General features: G+C 71.1%; 13 protein-coding genes and 1 tRNA gene. 8 read left to right on the top strand and 6 right to left on the bottom strand.

What is annotated here, in order from left to right:
- Positions 1 to 153: 153 nt before the first annotated feature.
- Positions 154 to 3,081, bottom strand: coding sequence for an FG-GAP-like repeat-containing protein (locus WMF28_RS30395; RefSeq protein WP_437596858.1), 2,928 nt, complete (start codon positions 3,079 to 3,081; stop codon positions 154 to 156).
- Between WMF28_RS30395 and WMF28_RS30390 the strand changes: the two genes are divergently transcribed.
- Complete coding sequence (locus WMF28_RS30390; protein ID WP_437596857.1) at positions 3,057 to 8,546, top strand: AAA family ATPase; 5,490 nt, start codon at positions 3,057 to 3,059, stop codon at positions 8,544 to 8,546. The two genes, WMF28_RS30395 and WMF28_RS30390, sit on opposite strands and share 25 nt — an antisense overlap.
- A 106-nt stretch (positions 8,547 to 8,652) precedes the next feature.
- Here WMF28_RS30390 and WMF28_RS30385 read toward each other — a convergent pair whose 3' ends face one another.
- From WMF28_RS30385 to WMF28_RS30375, 3 genes are all read right to left on the bottom strand, one after another.
- Positions 8,653 to 9,342: an MgtC/SapB family protein gene (locus WMF28_RS30385; RefSeq protein WP_437596856.1), complete on the bottom strand. Its 690-nt coding sequence runs from the start codon at positions 9,340 to 9,342 to the stop codon at positions 8,653 to 8,655.
- A 148-nt stretch (positions 9,343 to 9,490) separates the two neighbouring features.
- On the bottom strand, positions 9,491 to 10,597 hold the full coding sequence (locus WMF28_RS30380) for a M23 family metallopeptidase (RefSeq protein WP_437596855.1): 1,107 nt from the start codon (positions 10,595 to 10,597) through the stop codon (positions 9,491 to 9,493).
- A gap of 180 nt (positions 10,598 to 10,777) precedes the next feature.
- Entirely contained in the window at positions 10,778 to 10,906 is a 129-nt protein-coding gene (locus tag WMF28_RS30375) for a hypothetical protein (protein WP_437596854.1), read from the bottom strand.
- 333 nt (positions 10,907 to 11,239) lie between these two features.
- On the opposite strand from WMF28_RS30375, the gene WMF28_RS30370 reads away from it, so the two are divergent.
- From WMF28_RS30370 to WMF28_RS30350, 5 genes are all read left to right on the top strand, one after another.
- Complete coding sequence (locus tag WMF28_RS30370) at positions 11,240 to 11,848, top strand: hypothetical protein (RefSeq protein WP_437596853.1); 609 nt, start codon at positions 11,240 to 11,242, stop codon at positions 11,846 to 11,848.
- Positions 11,845 to 12,408, top strand: coding sequence for a hypothetical protein (locus tag WMF28_RS30365; protein WP_437596852.1), 564 nt, complete (start codon positions 11,845 to 11,847; stop codon positions 12,406 to 12,408). Before WMF28_RS30370 ends, WMF28_RS30365 begins: the two co-directional genes overlap by 4 nt.
- Before the next feature lie 237 nt (positions 12,409 to 12,645).
- Positions 12,646 to 13,554: a hypothetical protein gene (locus tag WMF28_RS30360; RefSeq protein ID WP_437596851.1), complete on the top strand. Its 909-nt coding sequence runs from the start codon at positions 12,646 to 12,648 to the stop codon at positions 13,552 to 13,554.
- Between the two features lie 168 nt (positions 13,555 to 13,722).
- Positions 13,723 to 13,805, top strand: a tRNA-Leu gene (locus WMF28_RS30355).
- A 672-nt stretch (positions 13,806 to 14,477) separates the two neighbouring features.
- Positions 14,478 to 14,678, top strand: coding sequence for a hypothetical protein (locus WMF28_RS30350; RefSeq protein WP_437596850.1), 201 nt, complete (start codon positions 14,478 to 14,480; stop codon positions 14,676 to 14,678).
- 148 nt (positions 14,679 to 14,826) lie between these two features.
- Here the strand turns inward: WMF28_RS30350 and WMF28_RS30345 are convergent, their stop codons facing one another.
- The gene (locus WMF28_RS30345; protein ID WP_437479007.1) at positions 14,827 to 15,174 is read right to left on the bottom strand and encodes a hypothetical protein; all 348 of its coding nucleotides are present in this window, start codon (positions 15,172 to 15,174) and stop codon (positions 14,827 to 14,829) included.
- A 107-nt stretch (positions 15,175 to 15,281) separates the two neighbouring features.
- On the bottom strand, positions 15,282 to 16,862 hold the full coding sequence (gene hutH, locus WMF28_RS30340; RefSeq protein ID WP_437596848.1) for a histidine ammonia-lyase: 1,581 nt from the start codon (positions 16,860 to 16,862) through the stop codon (positions 15,282 to 15,284).
- A 208-nt stretch (positions 16,863 to 17,070) separates the two neighbouring features.
- On the opposite strand from hutH, the gene WMF28_RS30335 reads away from it, so the two are divergent.
- On the top strand, positions 17,071 to 18,882 hold the full coding sequence (locus WMF28_RS30335; RefSeq protein WP_437596847.1) for a hypothetical protein: 1,812 nt from the start codon (positions 17,071 to 17,073) through the stop codon (positions 18,880 to 18,882).
- A gap of 18 nt (positions 18,883 to 18,900) precedes the next feature.
- On the top strand, positions 18,901 to 19,890 hold the full coding sequence (locus tag WMF28_RS30330) for a D-cysteine desulfhydrase family protein (protein ID WP_437596845.1): 990 nt from the start codon (positions 18,901 to 18,903) through the stop codon (positions 19,888 to 19,890).
- Positions 19,891 to 19,920: the final 30 nt, after the last annotated feature.

The raw sequence follows: 19,920 nt of genomic DNA, 5'->3' as shown, positions 1-19,920 counted from the left end.
GCTCGCGGACCTCGCGCTCGAGGTGCTCTCGATCGACGGACATCGTGGCGCCGAGGATGTCACCGTCCGCCGACCTTCCGCGGTCGACGATCCCGCCGCCATGCGACGGCGCTCATCGTGCTCGTGATCGAATCCTCGACCGTGGACACCGCTTCACGGCGCGAGCGCGCACCAGAGGCCGTCCGACGCGCGGCCGCACAGGTCGGCGCGGCCGTCGCCGTCGACGTCGCCGAGCTGCACCGTCGCGCCGTACCGCGCCGCGAGCCACCCCTGGGCATTGCCGAAGGCGCCGAGCGACGCGGGGCGCGCCGCGCCGAGATCGAGGCGGTTCGACATGGCGCACAGCGCGCCGGAGGCGCCGCGGCCACAGAGGTCGGCGTCGCCGTCGCCGTCGACGTCGCCGAGGCCGAGGCTCCCCCAGTGGCCCGGCGCCGCGCCGAACTCGGACGCGTCGCCGTAATCGGGCGCGCCCCCGCGGCTGTACGACCAGACGTGCGGCCGCACGAACCCCGGGCCGGAAGCGCTCGCCACGGCGCACACGACGCCCGACGGCCCGCGGCCGCAGGCGTCCGCCGCGCCGTCGCCATCGATGTCGCCGAGCTGGATCGTGGCGCCGTAACGCTCCGGCAGCCAGCCGTTCGCGTCGGACATCTCGGCGAGCCAGAGCGTCGCCGCCCCGAAGCTCCCGGCGGTCGTGTTGATCGCGCAGCGCACCCCGTCGGCGCCGCGGCCGCAGACGTCGGCGTAGCCGTCGGCGTCCACGTCGGCGAGGTGGATCGAGCGGTAATGGCTCGGTGCGTCGGCGAACCCCTCCGCGTCGGAGAAGCTGTACGTCCACCAGACGTCGCCGGAGATCACGAAGGCGTCGCCGGCGGCGCTCGCGACCTGGCAGAGGATGCCGTGGATGCCGCGGCCGCAGACGTCGGCCTTGCCGTCGCCGTCGATGTCGGCGAGCTGGATCGTGTTGCCGTATCTCGCGGGCTGCCAGCCGTTCGCGTCGGAGAACTCCGTCGTGTACCGCTGCGCGGGGAGGAACCCGCCTGCGCCGTCGCTGCGCGCGCAATACACGCCGTCGGCGCGCCGCACGCACGCGTCGGCCTTGCCGTCGCCGTTCACGTCGCCGAGCCGGACCGTGCGGGTCGTGGACTCGCTCGTGCCGATCTGGGCGTCCGAGAAATCGTTGCCGGACGACCAGCGCGTGGGCGCCGAGAGCTGAATCGCGAACCGCTGCGCCTCGCCGCCATTGCAGTCGATCATCTGCACCGGCGTGCCGTTCGCGGTGTTGCCCCCGGCGACCGCGAGACACCTCCCCTGGAGGCCGCGGATCTGGCCGCCGTCCAGCATCGTCCACACCTGGCCCGCGGCCTCGGCGCAATTCTCGAGCACCACGAGGGCGCCGTTCGCGGCGCCGCCGCCGGCGACGCCGAGGCAGCGCCCGCCGATGCCGCCGATGCGGTCCTCCGCGACGGTCCATCTCTGCGCCGAGGCCGTGGAGCAATCGGCGAGGACCACGGGCGCGCCGTTCGACGTGCCGCCGGCCGCGAGGCATTTGCCCCCGAGCGCGCCGAGGCGGCCCGAGACGCCCGCGATCGCCGAGCCCACGTACCGGCGCCGCGCCCAGGCGCGATAGTCCGGCTTGTCCGGGTCGCAGGTGGTCCCGGTGCCGCACGCGCTCATGTCCGTGCAGGTGAACCGGTCGCATTGCGCATACCACCGGAATGCGTCCCACGTGATGTCGAACTCGGCGTCGGAGACGTTCGCCTGCTCGCTCGAGATGTCGTAGCCCCGGTAGGTCTGGAGCGCGTGCCCGGCGGCGTAGACCTGGTGCGCGGCGAACGCGAACATCGATGTGTAGTAATGGTCGGTGTGGTCGCCGGCGTGGCCGTGGTCGCTGTTCAGCGTGCCGACGCGGCTCGCGCGGAAATCGGACATCAGGCGCGAGAGGACGGCGACGAGCTCCTCGCGGGTGTAATCGACGGGGACCGCGCCGGCGGGGTCGTCGTCGGTGCGGTCGACCCGCGGCACGGTCGGCGCGCCCCCATTCCAGAGGTCGCTCAGGAGCGCGGAGTCCGGGTACGATGGGAGCCGCAGGAACACGAGCCCGACGCGGCCGGCGCTCCCGTCGAGCGCGCAGCGCACGAGCTCCTTGCCCAGCACCGCGGCCTCGGTGCAGCTCCAGCCATTGGCGAGGCCGGCCATCGCCGCATACGCGGCCTTCATCCCGGCCTCCCGCTCGTCCATGACGGGCAGGCCATTGCCCCCGAGGCCCGCGGTGACGTAGACGGTCTGCACGAAATTCCCCGCCTGGATCGAATCCGCGATGTCGGGGTTCATGAAGAGCAGGTCGTCGTCCTGGTGCGCGACCAGGTAGAGATCGCGCTCGGGCGCGGCGAGCGCCTCCCTGGCCGTGGTGGCGACGCTCTCGCGCTCCACGAAGAAGATGTTCTGGGCGTCGCTCTGCCCGGAATAGAGGCTGTCCAGCGTGGTGTCGGTGAGCGTGCGGACGACGACGGGCGGCGCCCCCGGATCGATGCGGCGACCGGCGCCGGATCCGGCCCAGATGCTCACGGTGGCGCTGTGACGGCCGCTCGCATTGGTGGGGCCGAAGACGTACCGCGCGAGCCACGTCTGCTGCGTGGTCCCGGCGATGGCGCTCGTCGGGCCGGCGTCGTCGACGAGCAGGCCCGCGGGGCTCGACGTGTCGAAATGGAGGCCGTGGTGCTGGTGGGCGGTCGTCCAGGAGCTGACGCCCATGGGCACGTGGTACGCGTAGCCGACGGGGGGCGCGGCCATGCGCCCGGTGACGGCGATCCACCGGGTGGCGTGCGCGGCCGACAGCGGGGCCGCGAACCGGCGGCGCCAGTAGCCGTGGGTCTGTGCGAGCTCGCCGCCCGCCCGCGCGAAGGGCCAATCGTCCGTCCAGCCGACGGCGCCGCCCGCCTCGCCGTCGTGCTCGTCGTAAGCGAGGATCTCGGCGCGCGCGCTGGCCGGGGCCGCCGCCGCGGCCAGCAGTGCGCCCAGCGCCGTCAGGATCCGCGCCGCCTTGGTCCACAGGTGTGCTCTCGAATCGATGCGAGTCATGGCTCCGCTCCTCGGGTGAGGCCGGCCCTCCGCCGGCGTTCCCCCAGGCAAGCCCGCGCCGGCGCGGGTGTGAACCGAAATTCGACACGCCGGCGGAGCCCCGGCGCGAGGCACCGGCCACGGCTCCGTCGAGCATGACGCCTGGGCGAGCGCGTGCGGCCCGGGTTCCATCCGGGGACCATGCCCCGGCGATCGTCGCGATCTTCTCGGTGTTCGAAGCAACGCCGGCCATGACGGGGGCGGAGAATGTTATACCTCATCGGGGGAGGCGGGCTCCTGCTGCCACTGCCGAGGCTGCCTCTCCCAGCGCCTGCATGACGAGCCCGTCTCCTCCCTTTTCCTACACGATCTGCGAAACTGTTTACGAGGGCCGCGGCACCGCCGTGTACCGCGCCATTCGAAACGCCGACGGCCATCCGGTGGTCCTCAAGGTGCTCGACCCGAGGAGCTGCCGGCCGAAGGACCTCGACCGGCTCAAGAGGGAGTACGAGACGGGCAAGATGCTCGACGTGGGAGCCATCGTCAGGCCCCTCGCCCTCGAGACGTACGATGGGGCGCTCGCCCTCGTCATGGAAGACTCCGGCGCTGAGCCGCTCGATCGATTGCTCGGCGCGCCGATGGCGATCGGCGCGTTCCTCGAGCTCGCTATCCGCATTGCGGGGGCCGTCTCCGACATCCACCAGCGAGGCGTCGTTCACAGAGACCTCAAGCCCGCGAATATCCTGGTCATTTCTGCCACCGGCGCGGTGAAGATCGCCGATCTCGCGCTCGCCTTGCGGCTCCCCCGCGAACAGCAGGCCGCGGAGCCAGCACGCCTCATCGAGGGGTCCCTACCTTACATGTCGCCCGAGCAGACGGGGCGGATGAACCGTGGGATCGACAGCCGCAGCGATCTGTATTCCCTGGGGGGCACGTTCTATCAGATGCTCACGGGGAAGCTTCCATTCGATGCCCGCGATCCGCTGGAATGGATCCATTGTCACATCGCCCGCGCGTTCGCGGCTCCCTCCGAGGTGGTCTCCGAGGTGCCCGAGGCGGTCGAGCGCATCGTGATCAAGCTCCTCGCGAAGATGCCCGAGGACCGCTACCAGACGGCCCGCGGCCTTCGCCATGACCTGGAACGGTGCTTCGAATCATGGCGCTGCGGTGGCAGCATCGAGCCCTTCCCGCTGGGCGAGCAGGACGCGTCGGGCCGCCTGCAGATCCCGCAGAAGCTCTACGGGCGCGACGAGGCGATCGCGGCGCTGCTGCGCGCCTTCGAGCGCGTTGTCGACACCGGATCGCCGCAGCTCGCGCTGATAGCCGGCTACTCCGGCATCGGCAAGTCGACGCTGGTCCACGAGCTGCACAAGCCCGTCGCCCGCGAGCGGGGGTTCTTCGCCTCGGGAAAATTCGATCAGCACAAGCGCGATATCCCTTACTCCACCATCGTCCAGGCCGTTCAGGAGATCGTGCTCGAGCTCCTCGCCGACAGCGAGAGGATCGCGGCCTGGAAGCAGCGGTTGCTCGAGGTCCTCACGGTCAACGGGCAGCTCATCGTGGACCTGATCCCGCAGCTCGAGCTGGTCATCGGCCCGCAACCGCCGGCTCCCGAGCTGCCGCCGGTCGAGGCGCAGAACCGGTTTCGCATCGTCTTCCGGCACTTCATCGGGGTGTTTGCCCGGAAGGAGCACCCCCTCGTGCTCTTCCTCGACGATCTCCAGTGGGCCGATTCGGCGAGCCTCGGGCTCCTGCAGGATCTGGTGACGCACCTCGACACGGGTCATCTCCTCGTCATCGGCGCGTATCGCGACAACGAGGTGACGCCCTCGCACCCGCTCATGACGGCGCTGGACAAGGTGAGGGGGGAGGGCGCGCGCGTCCGGGATATCGTGCTCGGCCCGCTCTCCCGCGAGCACCTGTCCATGCTCGTCAGTGAGCTGCTTCAATGCCGCCCTGCGGACGCCGCGCCGCTCTCGGCCCTGGTCCACGAGAAGACGGCCGGCAACCCCTTCTTCGCGATCCAGTTTCTCATCGCCCTCTACGAAGAGCGGCTGATCGAGCTCGACCCCCGCGCGGGCGCGTTCCGGTGGGACATGGCGAAGATCCGCGCCAAGGGCTTCACCGACAACGTGGTCGACCTGATGGTCGACAAGCTCGCGCGGCTCCCTGCTGGCACCCAGGAGGCGCTGAAGCAGCTCGCCTGCCTCGGGAACGCCACGGAGGTCGGCGTCTTGACGATGGCGTGCGGCCGCTCGGAGGAGGAGCTGCACGCGGAGGTCTGGCAGGCCGTCCGCGCGGGGCTCGTCCTCTGCCACGAAGGCACGTACAGGTTCCTCCACGACCGCGTCCAGGAGGCGGCCTATTCGCTCATCCCGGAGGATCTGCGGGCCGCAGCGCACCTCAAGATCGGCCGGCGCCTCGTGTCTCATCTGCCCGCCGGGGCCATCGAGGAGCGGGCTTTCGACGTCGCGAACCAGCTCAATCACGGCGCCCACCTCATCACCGATCCACGCGAGAGGGAGGCGCTCTGCCGGCTCAACCTCGCGGCAGGGATCAAGGCAAAGGCTTCGGTCGCCTACGCTTCGGCGCGCATCTATCTGGCGCAGGCGGCGTCTCTCTTGCCACCGGACGCCTGGAGCGCTCGGTACGAGGACACGCTCACGCTCTACCTGGAGCTCGCCGAATGCGAGTCCCTCGCCGGCAACTTCCAGCCGGCCGACGCCCTGTTCGATCGGATCCTCCAGGACGCCCGCTCCAGGTCCGACCGGGCCAGGGCCCACCGGCTGCGCATGCGGCTCTACCAGATCGCCGGACGGCACCGCGATGCCATGACGGTCATGATCGAGGCCCTGCGGCTCTACGGGGTGGAGCTCCCGGAGGCCGACGAGGAGATCCAGGCGGCCGTGGAGGCCGAGATCCGGCAGGTCCCGGACGCCCTGCGCGGGCGTCGCATCGCCGATCTCGTCGATGCGCCCGTGGCGACCGACGAAGACGTGCGGGGGTTCATCGGCCTGATCGCCGAGTCGTGCCCCCTCGTATTCTCCGTGCGACCGGCGCTCTGGCCGCTGCTCACCGCCAAGGGGGTGAACGTCTCCCTGCTGCGCGGACACGCCGAGGAGTCCTCTTTCGTCTACAGTTGTTACGCCGGCGTCATGGTGTCCATCCTCGGGGACATCCCGTGCGCGTTCCAGTTCTCCGAGATGGCGCTCAGGCTGAACGAGAAGTTCAAGAGCGTCACGGCCATGCTGAAGGGGAGGCTGCTCTTCCACCACGCGGGCGTCATCAGCATCTGGTACAGGCACTACGCGACGAGCCTCCCGCTCCTGGATAAGGCGTTTTCCGATTGCCTCGATGTAGGAGACTTCATATTTGCCGGTTACTTGACGTACAACATGGTGTGGATTGTTCTGGAGAACGGCGACCCGCTCGATCACGTGATTGACGTCGCGCGGAAGTGCGCCGCCTTCGCCCGGCAGACCCACAACGACGTCGTGTACCACGTGGTCCGGCTCGAAGAGCAGCTCGCGGCGAGCCTGAAGGGAGCGACGCGGGCATCCACGAGCTTCAACAGCGGCGGCTTCGACGAGGACAGCAGCTTCGCGATCCTCGAGAAGGCGGGCTTCGGCCTCGGGATCGCCGCGTATCATATCATGAAGCAGATCGCGGCGTTCATGCATGGACGTCACGCTGAAGCGCTGGAGTCCGCAGCCCGCGCCGCGCTGATGCAGGACCAGCTGGCGTCCCTGGCCATGGGGGCGGCGCACCGCTTCTACTACGCGCTCACGGTGACGGCGCTCCACGCGCAGGCGCCGGCCGAGCAGCGGCAGCAATTGGCTCGGACGCTCGAGGAGCAGCTGCAGAAGCTGAGGCACTGGGCCGACAGCTGCCCCGAGAACTTCCGGAGCCGCTACGCCCTGGTCTCCGCCGAGGCCGCCCGCATCGAGGGCCGGGATCTCGACGCGATGCGCCTCTATGAAGAGGCCATCCGCTCGGCGCGCGAGAGCGGCTTCGTCCACGATGAAGCGCTTGCCTACGAGCTCGCGTCTCGGTTCTATCGAGCGCGAGGGTTCGAGTGCTTCTCCGATACGTACCTGCGCGAAGCCCGCTCGTGCTACGTGCGCTGGGGGGCCGACGGCAAGGTGAGGCAGCTCGAACAGCTCTATCCGCAGCTCCTCGAGCGACGGCCGCTCGCGCCCACCGCCACCTTCGCCGCGCGCACGGACCTGCTCGACGTGCTCTCGGTCGTCAAGGCGTCGCAGACGATCTCGGGCGAGATCCTCTTCGAGAAGCTCTTGCGAACCCTGCTCGAGTTCGTCCTCGAGCAGGGAGGTGCCCAGAAGGGCTGCCTCCTCCTCGTGCGGAACGGCGACCTGACGATCGAGGCGGAAGCCGCGATCGAGGAGCGACAAGGGACCGTGACCAAGGTTCTACAGTCGTTGCCGGTGTCCTCCTCCCAGCTCATCCCTGCCTCGATCCTCCACTACGTGCGGCTCACCAAGGAGCGCGTGCTCCTCGATGATGCCGCCGCGAAGGCGGGCAGGTTCTCGGGGGACGAGTACATCGTCCGGCACAATCCGAGGTCGGTCCTCTGCGTTCCGATCTCGCGGCAGGCCGAGGTGATCGGCCTGCTTTACCTCGAGAACAACCTCACCACGCACGCGTTCACGCCCGAGCGGCTCCTCGCCCTCGAGCTGCTCGCCACGCAAGCGGCCATCTCCCTCGAGAACGCGCTCTTGCTCGCCAGGGAGCGAGAGGCGCGGGCGGCGGCAGAGGCCGCGGAGAGGCGCACGGCGTTCCTCGCCCACGAGCTGAAGACACCGCTGACAGGTCTCCATCTGAAGCTCGACACGCTCACGCGATCGATCAAGCAGCAAGAGACGGTATCCTCATCCTGGTTGTCGTCGTCCCTCACGTCGTTCAAGCGTCAGCTCGGTCGGCTCAGCCTGCTGATCGACAGCCTGCTCGACCTCTCGCGCGTCCAGGTGGGGCGGCTCGCCCTGACGCGTGAGCCGGTGGACCTGACGGCCCTCGTGCGGGACGTCGTCGGGAGGCTGAGCGAGCAGGCCGATCTGGCTGGATGTGCGCTCCACGTGCAGGGGGAGCGCGCCGTCTGGGGCCAGTGGGATCGGCTGCGGCTCGAGCAGGTCGCGACGAACCTCTTGACGAACGCCATGAAGTACGGAGCCGGGAAGCCGGTTCGGATCGTGGCCGACGCGGACGGGGCCGTCGCTCGCCTCTCGGTCTCCGATCAGGGCATCGGGATCGCCGAGGCCGACCAGCGGCGCGTGTTCGAGGCGTTCGAGCGCGCGACGGGGCTTCATCAAGCGCAGAGCCTCGGGCTCGGGCTGTACCTTGTTCGGGAGATCGTGCGAGCGCATGGAGGGCGCGTGGATCTGCACAGTCAGCTGGGCTCGGGAACGACGTTCCTCGTCGAGCTGCCTGTCGAGCCGGAGGGCGAGCTCGGCCTCGCGCAGGCGTCCTGAGGAGACCCCCGCGCGTGGGCGCTGCGCCGCCGCGTCGCCCGCGGTGAAGGGCTCTCGGCATCACCGGTCCCACCGTACGGCGCGACCGTGCGCAGCGCGGCTTCCATCACGTGAGCGCCTGGACGTGGACCCGCCGGACCCCGGGCTGCTTTGCGAGCTGGTCAATCAGCCTCTCCACGCCGATCGTGTTCGGGATCCTCGCGTCGAGCGTCACGTTGACGCGCCGCTTGTCGTCGAGGCGGCGCTCGTAATCCATGTCCGAGACGACGGCCCCGAGCGCTTCGAGCGCCTTCATGATGTCAGCCACGCCGGCCGACTCCTCGCCCAGGACGAGGGCGATCCGTCGCCGGGTGCTGCGGTCGTCCTTGTCCTCGAAGCGGCGGAGCGTCGTGAGCGCGAGCACGCCGAGGAGCGTGACGACGACAGCCTCGACGTACATCGCCGCGCCCGAGCACATGCCGATCGCCGTCACGAGCCACAGGCCCGCCGCGGTCGTGATGCCCTGGACCGTGGTCCCGGTGCGCAGGATGGAGCCGCCGGCGAGGAAGCCGATGCCGGCGACGATCGACGCGGCGATGCGCGAGGAGTCGACGGCGACCAGATCCTCCTTTCCGTAATGCTGGAAGTAGACGAACTTCACCGAGATGACCATGAACGTCGCCGCGGCCATCGCGACGAGCAGGTGGGTCCGGAGCCCGACCTGGCGGCCGTGGCGATCGCGCTCGTATCCGATGATGCCGCCGAGCGCCGCGCCCGCGACGATCCGGATCAACAGGTCGACGTGCATGGTGTCCATCTGTGCTTGCACCTCCCGAGGGTGGCCGAGGCTTGCGGCGCGCTTGCGCCCGCGCGCGTCCTCGCCGGACGCGCAGCGGCGCGTCCCCGTACATAGGGCTCGCCGACCCGCAGGGGGAGACAAGGCCGCCGGGCGGCCTCGCCGGCGGTCACCGCCGCTGGCGCCGGGCGCCCGACGCGGCCGCGTGCGGCTGCGACTCCGAATCGTTCGCCGGCGACGCCGGCTCGTCCCCGCGTCCGGGCCGCGGCGCGGCGGGGAGGGGAGCCCCGATGTCGTCGAGCTCGCGGTCGAGCTCACCCTTCTCGGCGCGGAACGCGTCGCGCCGATCGGCGGGGAGCTCCCGCAGGCGCGTCGCGAGCAGCGTCTCCGCGTCGAAGTAGACGCCGTTGCGGCTCGCGCTGAAGTGCAGGTGCGGCCCCGTCGACCGCCCGGTCGACCCCACGTAGCCGACGAGCTGATGGGTCGCCACGTGGTCCCCGCGCTTCAGGCCCGCCGCGAACCTCGAGAGGTGCGCGTAGCCTGTCTCGACGCCGTTGTCGTGCTGGATCGCGACCCACTTGCCGTGACCACCATGCGGCCCCACCCAGGAGACGCTGCCCTCGAGCGCGGCATAGACCGGGGTTCCCGACGGCGCGCCGTAGTCCGTGCCCTCGTGCGGCCTCACGCGGTGCAAGATGGGGTGCATCCGCTTGGGGTTGAACGGCGACGTCCGACGCAGCGTGGCGAGCGGCGCCTGCCACGGGTTCGGCATCGGCTCGCGTCCGTCTTCGTCGACCAGCCGCCCCGTGGCGTTGCCGTCGAACCGGTAGAAGCGGGCCTCCGGCTGCCCGGCCGCCCGCACGTCGAGCGCCAGAACACAAGGCTCCTTCGGCGCCGTGGCGGCCTCGGCCACGGTGCGGATCACCGCCCCGCGACGGAGCCCGTGAGGGAGGCGCCGCGCGAGCAGCTCCTCGGCTGCCCGCCGCACGCTCGCCAGCGGCTCCGCCGGCTCGCCCGGGGCTCCCACGGTCCAGGCCAGCGCGAGGTGCGGTTCTGCGCCCGCGTCGGGAGCCGGCGCCGGCGGCGCGTCCGGAGGCCCGGCGCTCGCGAGCTGCCGGCTCGCGGCGTCGAGCGACCTGTCGATCTCGATGGCGCGCACCGTGAACCACACGACCCCGACGCCGAGCAGCCCGAGCCCGAGCCACAACGAGGCCTCGGTGCGAGGCGACCAGCCGTCGGAAGTGGGCTCGGGTTGCTTGGGGCTTCCACCCGGCATCGGAGATCACCTTGCGCTATGGCACCGGCGAGCCCTGGCGGCAGTGACAGGGGCACGAGACATGCCGACGCTATGCGCGAGCGTCGCTCGCGTCAACCCCGGCCGCCCGGCGGGCCCCCTTCGCGGACGCATCGCTGGCGCGGCAGGTCTCCTCCGGGCACGCCAGCGCTTCGCCACCGCCTACCGGCCTGCCACGGCCCGGACGAGCGCGAACATCGCGGTCGCGCCGTGCTCCAGCACCTCTGCGGAGATGCGCTCGTCCCGGCCGTGGACTCGCTCGGCGCCGGCCATCGTGAGGTGGAGCGGCATGAATCCGTAGCAGGTGATGCCCTTGCTGCGGAATGCATTCTTCGCTTCCTCAGCCAGGGAGCTGCGCGATCGCGCATCCTTCGAACCATCCCCGCGAGCGCCTCCGCGGAAGGGGCAAGGGGGTCTCGAAACGACATCTGCCAGACCTTGGAGGCCCGGTCCAGTACCGGCATGCGCCTTGCTCTAAAATACGGGGAAATTGCTGAAGCAGCGGGACCTGCGGGCAGACCTCAAGCGGGGCACCCGGGCGGGTACCAGAAAATCCGCGGCAGTATTCCCGTTGTCGCGCCTCTCCAAAGGTGAGTAATCTCTTTCTGGGATAGCGAACACGACATGAGCACGTACGAACTTTTCCAATGGTTGGGGCTCGGGGCGGGCGCCCTCGTCCTGGTCGCGATCGTGGCGGGCGCGATCAAGCTCTCGCGCGCAACGGACGCGGTCTGGCCGAACTGTGCGACGAGGTACGGGCTGACCTTCGATCAGCAGAACGAGGGCAACGCGCTCACGTCACAGCGCCGCGTCAAGTCCCTCACCGGCGCCGTGCAGAACGTGCCGCTCCGCGTCATCTCCACCTGGAGCATGGTGGGCAACACCAGAACGACCTCCACGGCCTTCTATGCGCGCTCGTTGTATCCGGCGCCGCATCGCTTCTCGCTCCAGATCACGCGCGGCGCGGGGGGCCCGCAGTACCACCTGGTGCCGACGGGCGACCCGAACTTCGATCGCATGATTTCGCTCAGGAGCGACTCGCCCGCCCTCTCTCGCGCGCTCATGAACTCGGCGGTGCAGGCAGCGCTGCTCAAGCTGCCCATGAATCAGGTCGGGCTCTCTTACGACAACGGCGAGCTCTGTCTCTCCTACGGCGGTCAGCCGCTGAAGCCCGCCGAGCTCGAAGCCCCCATCCACGCCCTGGTCGCCCTGGGTCACTCGAGGCTCGCATGATGGCCTCACCCTCCGACCCGCGGCAGGCGTACCTCCGAGACCTCGGAGCGGCCCACGGCTTCACGCTCGAAGAGCTCGAAATGAACCGGCAGGGGCGCCTTCATCCGGCGCAGGCCAAGCGCGGCAAGAGCTCCGGCATCGGCGGCGGGGTGTTCTTGCTCCTGCTCGGGTTACTCGTCGCCGCCGGGGGTGTCGGAGGTGCGCTCTACCTCTACGACGACTACTCGAAGCCGATCTCCGACATCGACATGAACGGGCTCTACGCGCTCGGCGGGGGCGGCGTCGTGCTGGGCGGGTTGCTCGGTATCGGCGCGCTGTTGACGTTCAGGAAGGTCGGCGCGAGGCGCAAGGCGTACGCCCAGAGCCCCGCGCTGGTCGCCCAGGGTCCGCTCCAAAAGGTGCACATCGACGGCCGCGGCGGCATGCCGAGCCAATGGCGCTACGTGATCGGCGGAGTCGCCTTCGTCGTCTCGCAGAAAGCGTGGGAGCTGACGACGCACGGCGCCCACTACCGCGTGTATCACCTGGTGGGCGATCTTCTGAGCATCGAGCCGCTGTGAGAGCTCGGGGCGGCCTCACGTGATCTCCTCGATGGTCGCGCAATTGACGTCGCTCCCGACCTGAGCTCTCAGCGCGGCGTAGACAATATGGCTCCTCCGCTGGACCTGTGGCGCATGCGTTGAAATCCGAGATTCTCGACGACGTCGGCTGGAGGATTTCGGACCGATGAGCACGCGCAGACAGAGCGCGCGGCGAACGGTGCCGAGCACGGCGGCGGCTCGGTGCGACGGTGCTCCATGAGGTCGGCCTCGTGCTGGCCCCTGCCGGCGGGCCGCCGCAGGCGTGAGCGCGACCGCGAGAGCTTCCCTCTCGACCCCAAGCTGACCAAGGAGCAAGCCGAGCAGCGCAAGGAGCTCGTCGCTGACCTGGCGGCGCGGCTGCGTGCCTCGCGCAACGTCACGCGCGACGCGATCGTCGCGCTGCTGGAGCGTGCTGCAGTACGCGAGGGCAGGGCGCTCCGCGACGTCATCGCGGCGATCGAGGTCGTCTGCAAAGGTGGCGCTCAAGCGAAGGTCGTCCCCGGCGGCAGCTCGGTGCCGAAGCAGGTCACCCTCCAGCAGTTCGGCGAGCTCTGGACCTCGGGCGAGCTCGCGCGCATGGTCCCCGACCATGTCAAGACGAAGCGGAGCGTGGAACAAGACGTCTACCGGCTTGACCGCCACGTGTATCCGATCGCCGGTCGCATCCCCGTCGCGGCCTTCACACTCGACGACGCGGAGCGCGTCATGCGCGCGCTTCCTTCGATGTCGCCCGCGTCTCGCCGTCACATCGCGCAGCTCCTGCACCGGCTCATGGCGATGGCCGTCTTCCCGTGCCGTCTTCTCGCGGCGAACCCGCTCCCCCGCGGCTTCCTCCCGAAGCTCGGCCCTGCGAAGGCGAAGGCCTGCCTCTACGCTGACGAGGACGCTCGCCTGCTGGCCTGCACCGCGATCCCGCTGTGCTGGCGCGTCCTGTGGGGCTTCCTGAACCGCGAGGGCCCGCGCAGCTCGCCGGCATCGATCGCCCGGAGCTCTTCGAGGACTCCGACGAGCGCCAGCAGGTGCGCGCCCACGACACGCGCTCGACCTTCATCACTGTCGCGCTGGCGAACGGCCGCAGCGAGGCCTGGGTCGCCGACCGGACCGGGCACCGGAGCTCCATCATGATCCAGAGGTACCGCCGAGCCTCCAGGACGTTTGCAGAGCTGGGCCTTGGCGAGCTAGCTTCCCTCGCCGATGCGAGCCCCGAGCTGGGGGAAAAGTCAGCGGAATGGCCAGCGGCGGGGATGATGCGGAGCAGATCAAAGCCATAAATCTAAGCAAAATCAACTACTTGGCCCCGTGGCGAAATGGCAGACGCGGTGGATTTAAAATCCGCGGCCCTCTTGGGCGTGCCGGTTCGAGTCCGGCCGGGGCTACTACGTGGGGTGACGTGGCGATCTGACCCCCGCCGACGTGATGGGGGCCCTCGGTGCGTCCGGCCGGCGAGAGCCGCCGGGCGCATCGAGCTTCCACCTGGGGGCTGTCGAGCGCAGCCAGGGGGGACCGCGCTTCGACCTGGAGGCTGTCGAGCTCGGCTCCGCGCCGCGCGTCCGCCAGGCTCATGGCCATCTTGCAGCTTCGTCGTAATCCCTTCTCTCCTCTCTCCTCTGCTTCCCTGCCTGGGCGCTCGGCCGGGACCCCACCGGACACGCCCTCTGCTGCCGCTCACGGCACCTCACGCCCTCCGCTGCTGTGGAGCGCTTCCCCCCTCACCCTCTCTGCGGTGAGCTCGTGACCTTGGCCTGACATCGTGCGTCACGACGGGCGGGAACGACGGGCGGGAACGATGGGCCGGGAACCGAGCGGCAGCGGCGGATCGACCTCCCGCGGCAGCAGCTGACCTGAGCTGCTTGCCCGCCTCGATGCCCGCCTCGAACGGGACCAGGTCGCTCTGTGTCCCTCGTGGCGCTGACGTGCCCGAGGCGCCGCGCCCCCGTCACGGGCTGATGGCGCCTGTCACGGTCTGATGCCACTCCGGCGCGCAGCCGTGTCCTGTCTCCTCTGGGCTCGACAAACCAAGTCGACTCTAGTAATGGGAGCGCCACTACATGGATCTGGATATCGATTGTCTGCGCGAGGCGAAAGTAGAGAACGTCGAACGTCTTGCACACGCGCTGGGGGTCAAGCTGCCCGAGCACAAGCGCCATGACAGGCGCGCTTACAACCGCGAGCTCATCCGCATGGTGATGCAGGGCATCCGGCGCGACGCCGAGCGCTCCCGCGGTCGCAGATTTTTCGGCCGCAGCTGACGATTTCACCCCTGCGGTACGTTCCTCGAAGCGCGCCGGCCGGCAGCCCGTTCCTGCCCGCCTCCGCTCGCCGCTCCCCGCGGCCCCGCTCCTGCCGCCCCCGCTCCCGGCACCCCCGCCCGGACGTCTCGCCCTCGCCCCCAGCCCCCTACCGTCCCTGAGGCTTGCTCCGCACGGCCAGCCGGCTCCCCGTGACGCGGCTCCGCGCCGCCAGCAGGAGCGGCGCCGCCGGCGTGAGCGGATCGACAAGGTCGTTCACCTGGAGCATCGCCTTGTCCGTCACCTTCCACGCCGTCGAGTGACCCGACACCCCCTGCTGGGGCGACCCCGCCAGGTCCAGCGCTCGGCTCAGCTCCCGGCCCACCCGCTCGATGCGCGCCAGCTGCTCCCGCGACGCCCCCCCGTCCTTCGCCGCCGCGTAGATCGCCCGCACCACGCCGAGCAGATCTCGAACGGCATCGAATGGAAACGGCGGGGTGCTGACCGGAATGGGCACTGAGCCAATGTACAGCAACTCCCCCTTCGATGGAGCAGTTGCATTCCGGTGAGTCGCATGCGATTTCCAAAAAATCGTCTCAGATGTAATTGTGACAACAGAAAAAATCAGTTGAGCGAACCCACCACCTCCTCCACCGCGGCGATGAGCGCGCCGCTCCGGATGAGCTCGGTGGCCGCCGCGATGTCCAGGTAGAGGGGGCGGTCCTCGACGAGCTCCGGCACCACGCGGCGGATGGCGGCGTGGGCGGCGGCCACCCCCGCGCTCGGGCGGAGCGGGCGCCGCTGGTCCACCCCCTGCGCCGCCGTGATGAGCTCGATCGCCAGCGAGCTGCGGACGTTCTCGATCACCTGGGAGAGCTTCCGGGCGCTGATGCTGCCCATGCTCACGTGGTCCTCGCGGCCGGCGCTCGAGGGGATCGAGTCGACGCTCGCCGGGTGGCAGAGCACCTTGTTCTCGCTGACCAGCGAGGCGCTCGCCACCTGGGCGATCATGAACCCCGAGTGCAGCCCGCTGCTCGGCGCGAGGAACGGCGTGAGGCCGGTCGAGAGCGCAGGATTGACCAGCTGCTCGACCCGCCGCTCGCTGATGTTCGCGAGCTCGGCCGCCGCCATCGCGGCGAGATCCAGGGCCAGCGCGACCGGCTGCCCGTGGAAGTTGCCGCCCGAGATCAGCTCGGCGCCCCCCTCGCCGAGGAACACCGTCGGGTTGTCCGTGACGCTGTTCACCTCCCGGGTCAGCACCTCGGCGGCCCAGGCGAGCGCGTCGCGCGTCGCGCCGTGCACCTGGGGCATGCAGCGGAGCGAGTAGGCGTCCTGCACCCTCGGGCAGTCCGCGTGGCTCTGCATGATCTCGCTGCCCCCGAGCAGCGCGCGCAGGTTGCCGGCCGTGCCGGCCTGGCCCGGGTGCGGGCGCACGCGCATGAGCCGCTCGTCGAACGGGCGCTTCGAGCCCATCAGCGCCTCGAGGCTCACCGCGCCAGCGATGTCCGCGACCTTGCAGAGCGCGGCCGCGTCCCGCAGGGCGAGCGCGCCGAGCGCGGTCATGTACTGGGTCCCGTTGATCAGGGCGAGCCCCTCCTTCGCCGCGAGCGCGAGCGGCGCGATGCCGGCCTTCGCCAGCGCCACCGCGCTCGGCATGAGCTGCCCCTCGAAGCGCGCCTCCCCCTCGCCGATGAGCGAGAGCGCGAGGTGCGCCAGCGGCGCGAGATCGCCCGACGCGCCGACCGAGCCCTGGGCCGGGATGCGCGGGCACACGCCGCGCTCGATCAGGGCGGCGAGCAGGTCGAGCACCTCCGTGCGCACCCCCGAGTGCCCCAGCGCGATCACCTGCGCGCGCAGGACGATCATCGCGCGCACCTCGGCCTCGCCGAGATCGGGCCCCACCCCGCAGGCGTGGCTCCGCACGAGGTTCCGCTGGAGCGCCCGGATGTCGTGATCGGCGATGCGCGTCTCCGCGAGCGCGCCGAAGCCGGTGTTGATCCCGTACACCGCAGGCGCGGCGTCGCCCGCCGCCACGATCGCGTCGATCGCGCGGCGCGAGGCCTCGGCGCGCTCGCGCGCCTCGGCGCAGATCGCCACCGGACGGCCGCGTCGCGCGACGTCCTCGAGATCCGCGAGGGAGAGGGGGCGGCCAAGGAGCAACGGAGAGGGAGAGACAGCGGCGGCGCGCGGCGTGGAGGGGGTCACGGGGGCGCACGCTAGAGCGGCGGATGCCGCGAGAAAAGCCGCCCGAGCGGCGATCCGCGGCGCCGCTCGATCGCTCGCCGGCGGCCCGCGGGGCCCCGGCAGCGCCCCCGGCTGGAAAACGCAGAATCCAGTGCCCCGCGGGGATCGATCCGCCTATCCTCGCCGGCGCGTTCCCGGCCGCGCGCCGGCGCGCGGTCGCTTGCTTCCGATGCGCTTCACCCTGGCCCTCCTCGCCCCCCTTGCGTTTGCTGTCGCGGTCGCCTCGCCGAGCGCCGCCCAGCCCGTCGATGACGCGAGCGCGGAGCGTGGGAACGAGGAGGACGCGAGCGCAGACGCCGCCAGCGCGGAGGACGCGAGCGCGGAGGACGCGGACGGCGCCAGCAGCGCGGGGCTGGGCGCGCCGCCGTCCGCGCCGGCCGCGCCGGCCGTCGACCGCTTCGAGCAGCGGCTCGTCCTGGACACCGGCCGCTCGCCGCCGCCCCCGCCGGACCCGACCCGGTCGACGTTCTCGCTGCAGGGCGAGTACCAGCTCCGCTACCGCGCCATGAGCGATCTCCGGCTCCGGGCGCCGCGCCTCTCGGCTCCGGGCGCGACGACGCTCGGGCAGAACCAGTACATCGCTCACTGGCTGCGCCTCTCGCCGCGCTTCCACTACAAGGACAAGGCGTCCATCGTCGCGCAGATCGACGTCGTCCGCGGGCTCATCGCCGGCGATGTCACGCGGCACGTCGAGCAGGTGCGCGACGCGCGCGCCGCCCTGGCCTGGTACGAGGTGCACCCGCGCTACCTCTACCTGGAGCTGCCGTCGTCCGTCGGCGTCTTCCGGCTGGGCCAGCAGGGCGCGCACTGGGGCATGGGGCTCGTCGCCAACGACGGCGAGCGCGCGACCCTCTTCGGAGACTACGAGCGCGGATCGCTCGTCCAGCGCGTCCTCTTCGCGGCGACGCCGATGGGCCGGACCGGACCGCTCCTCGTGACGATCGCGGGCGACCTCGTGTTCGAGGACAGCGCGGCCGACCTGCTCGGAAACGACGTCGAGGGGCAGGACGAAGGGGAGGGCGATCGCGCGCTCCAGGCGGTCGTGTCGGCGCTCTGGCGCGAGCGGCGCGGCGAGGTCGGGATCTACGGCGCCCTGCGGCGGCAGGCCCGCGAGCGCCGCGCGAAGACGAGCCCGGCCCGGTCCACCGAGACGCTCGCCTCGGCCGTGATCGACGTGACCGGCAAGTTCGACGCGCCGGTGCCGGGGGGCGGCGCCCACGTCTACGGCGAGATCGAGGCCGCGGTGATCCTGGGCTCGACGTCGTTCATCCCGCGCGGGCCCGCGCCGCCCTCGGGCGCGGCGGCAGGGCGCGCGCCCGTGGCGGTGCGCTCGGTCGGCGGCGCGGCCACGCTCGGGGCCGTGCACGTCGCGGGCCGCGGGCGGCGGCCGGCCGAGCAGTGGGGGCGCGTCGTCACGGAGCTCGAGGCCGGCTACGCGTCGGGCGACGACGACCCCAGGGACGGCGTCTCGCGACGGTTCACCTTCGACCCGAGCCACAACGTCGGGCTCCTCCTGTTCGACCAGGTGCTCGCCTGGAAGACCGCGCGCTCGGCCACGATCGCCGAGCGGGAGCTCTTCGCCGCGTCCCCCGAGCCCGGGATCCGGTCGCTGCCCTCCAAGGGAGGCGTGTTCGGCGCCGCCTACGTGAACCCGCGGGTCGTCGTGCGGCCGGCGCGCTGGCTCGACCTGAAGGCAGGGGCGATCATCGCCGAGGCGACGACCGATGTGGTCGACCCGCACAGCACCCCCCGGGCGGGCGGCAGCCTCGCCAACTACGACGGCGGGCCCTCGCGCCGCCGCGATCTCGGCGTCGAGCTCGACCTCGGCGTCGACGCGCGCATCGCGATGGGCAGGCTCGTCACAATCCAGCTCGGCACCGAGGCCGGCGTCCTCTTCCCCGGCGGCGCGTTCGACGACGCCTCCGGCACGGAGCTCGCCGACCAGTACCTGCTCACGCTCAAGCTGGGCGTGATCCATTGACCGCATGGGAGAGAAACGATGCGCAAACGACTCGCGCTGAGCCACCTTCCGACCCCGATCCAGCGCCCGCGGCGGCTCGCCGAGGCGCTCGGCGTCGACCTCCACGTGAAGCGCGACGACATGACGGCGGGCGCGGAGGCCGGCAACAAGATCCGCAAGCTCGAGTACCTGCTCGCCGCCGCGCGCGAAGAGGGCGCCGACTGCGTGCTCACCTGCGGCGGCCTGCAGTCGAACCACGCGCGCGCGACCGCGCTGCTCTGCGCCTCGCTCGGCCTGCGCTCGGTGCTGTTCCTGCGCACCGCCGATCCGTCGGCCGGGGCGCCGCTCCAGGGCAACACGCTGCTCGACCGGCTCGTCGGCGCCGAGATCCGGCTGATCTCGCCCGAGGCGTACCGGAGCCGCGACGCCGTGATGGCCGAGGCGGCCGCCGAGCTCCGCGCGGCGGGCGGCCGGCCGTACGTGATCCCCGAGGGCGGCTCGAACGGCCTCGGCGCGCTCGGCTACGTGCGCGCGATGGAGGAGATCCGCAAGCAGCTCGACCTCGGCCTCGCGGGGGGCAAGCCGTTCGACGTCATCGTGCACGCGTGCGCCTCGGGCGGGACGGCGGCGGGCACGGCGCTCGGCGCGGCCCGCTACGAGGTGGCCGGCGAGGTGCGCGCGATGGCGGTGTGCGAGGACAGGGCGACGTTCGCGCGCATCGCGGTCCAGATCATGGACGACGCGCGCGCGCTCGATCCGCGCCTCGGCGCGCCCGTCCACCTCGTGATCGACGACTCCGCGAGGGGGCCGGCCTACGCGGTCTCCACGCCGGAGCAACGGGCGCGGATCCTGAAGGTGGCGCGGCTGTCGGGGCTCATCCTCGACCCGGTGTACACGGGCAAGGCGTTCTCCGGGCTCTGGGACATGGCCGAGCGGGGCGAGCTCTCGGGCAAGCGGGTGCTGTTCCTGCACACCGGCGGCCTGCCCGGCCTCCTCGCGCAAGGCGCCGACTTCGCCGACGTCTTCTAGGGCGGCGCGAGCCGCCGCGCGCGCGCCGGC

This window comes from Sorangium sp. So ce590, from assembly GCF_051521365.1.
In the GTDB taxonomy this organism is placed as follows: domain Bacteria; phylum Myxococcota_A; class Polyangia; order Polyangiales; family Polyangiaceae; genus Sorangium.
The sequence above is the reverse complement of the archived record's forward strand: the minus strand, read 5'-3'. Positions and strand labels throughout refer to the sequence as shown.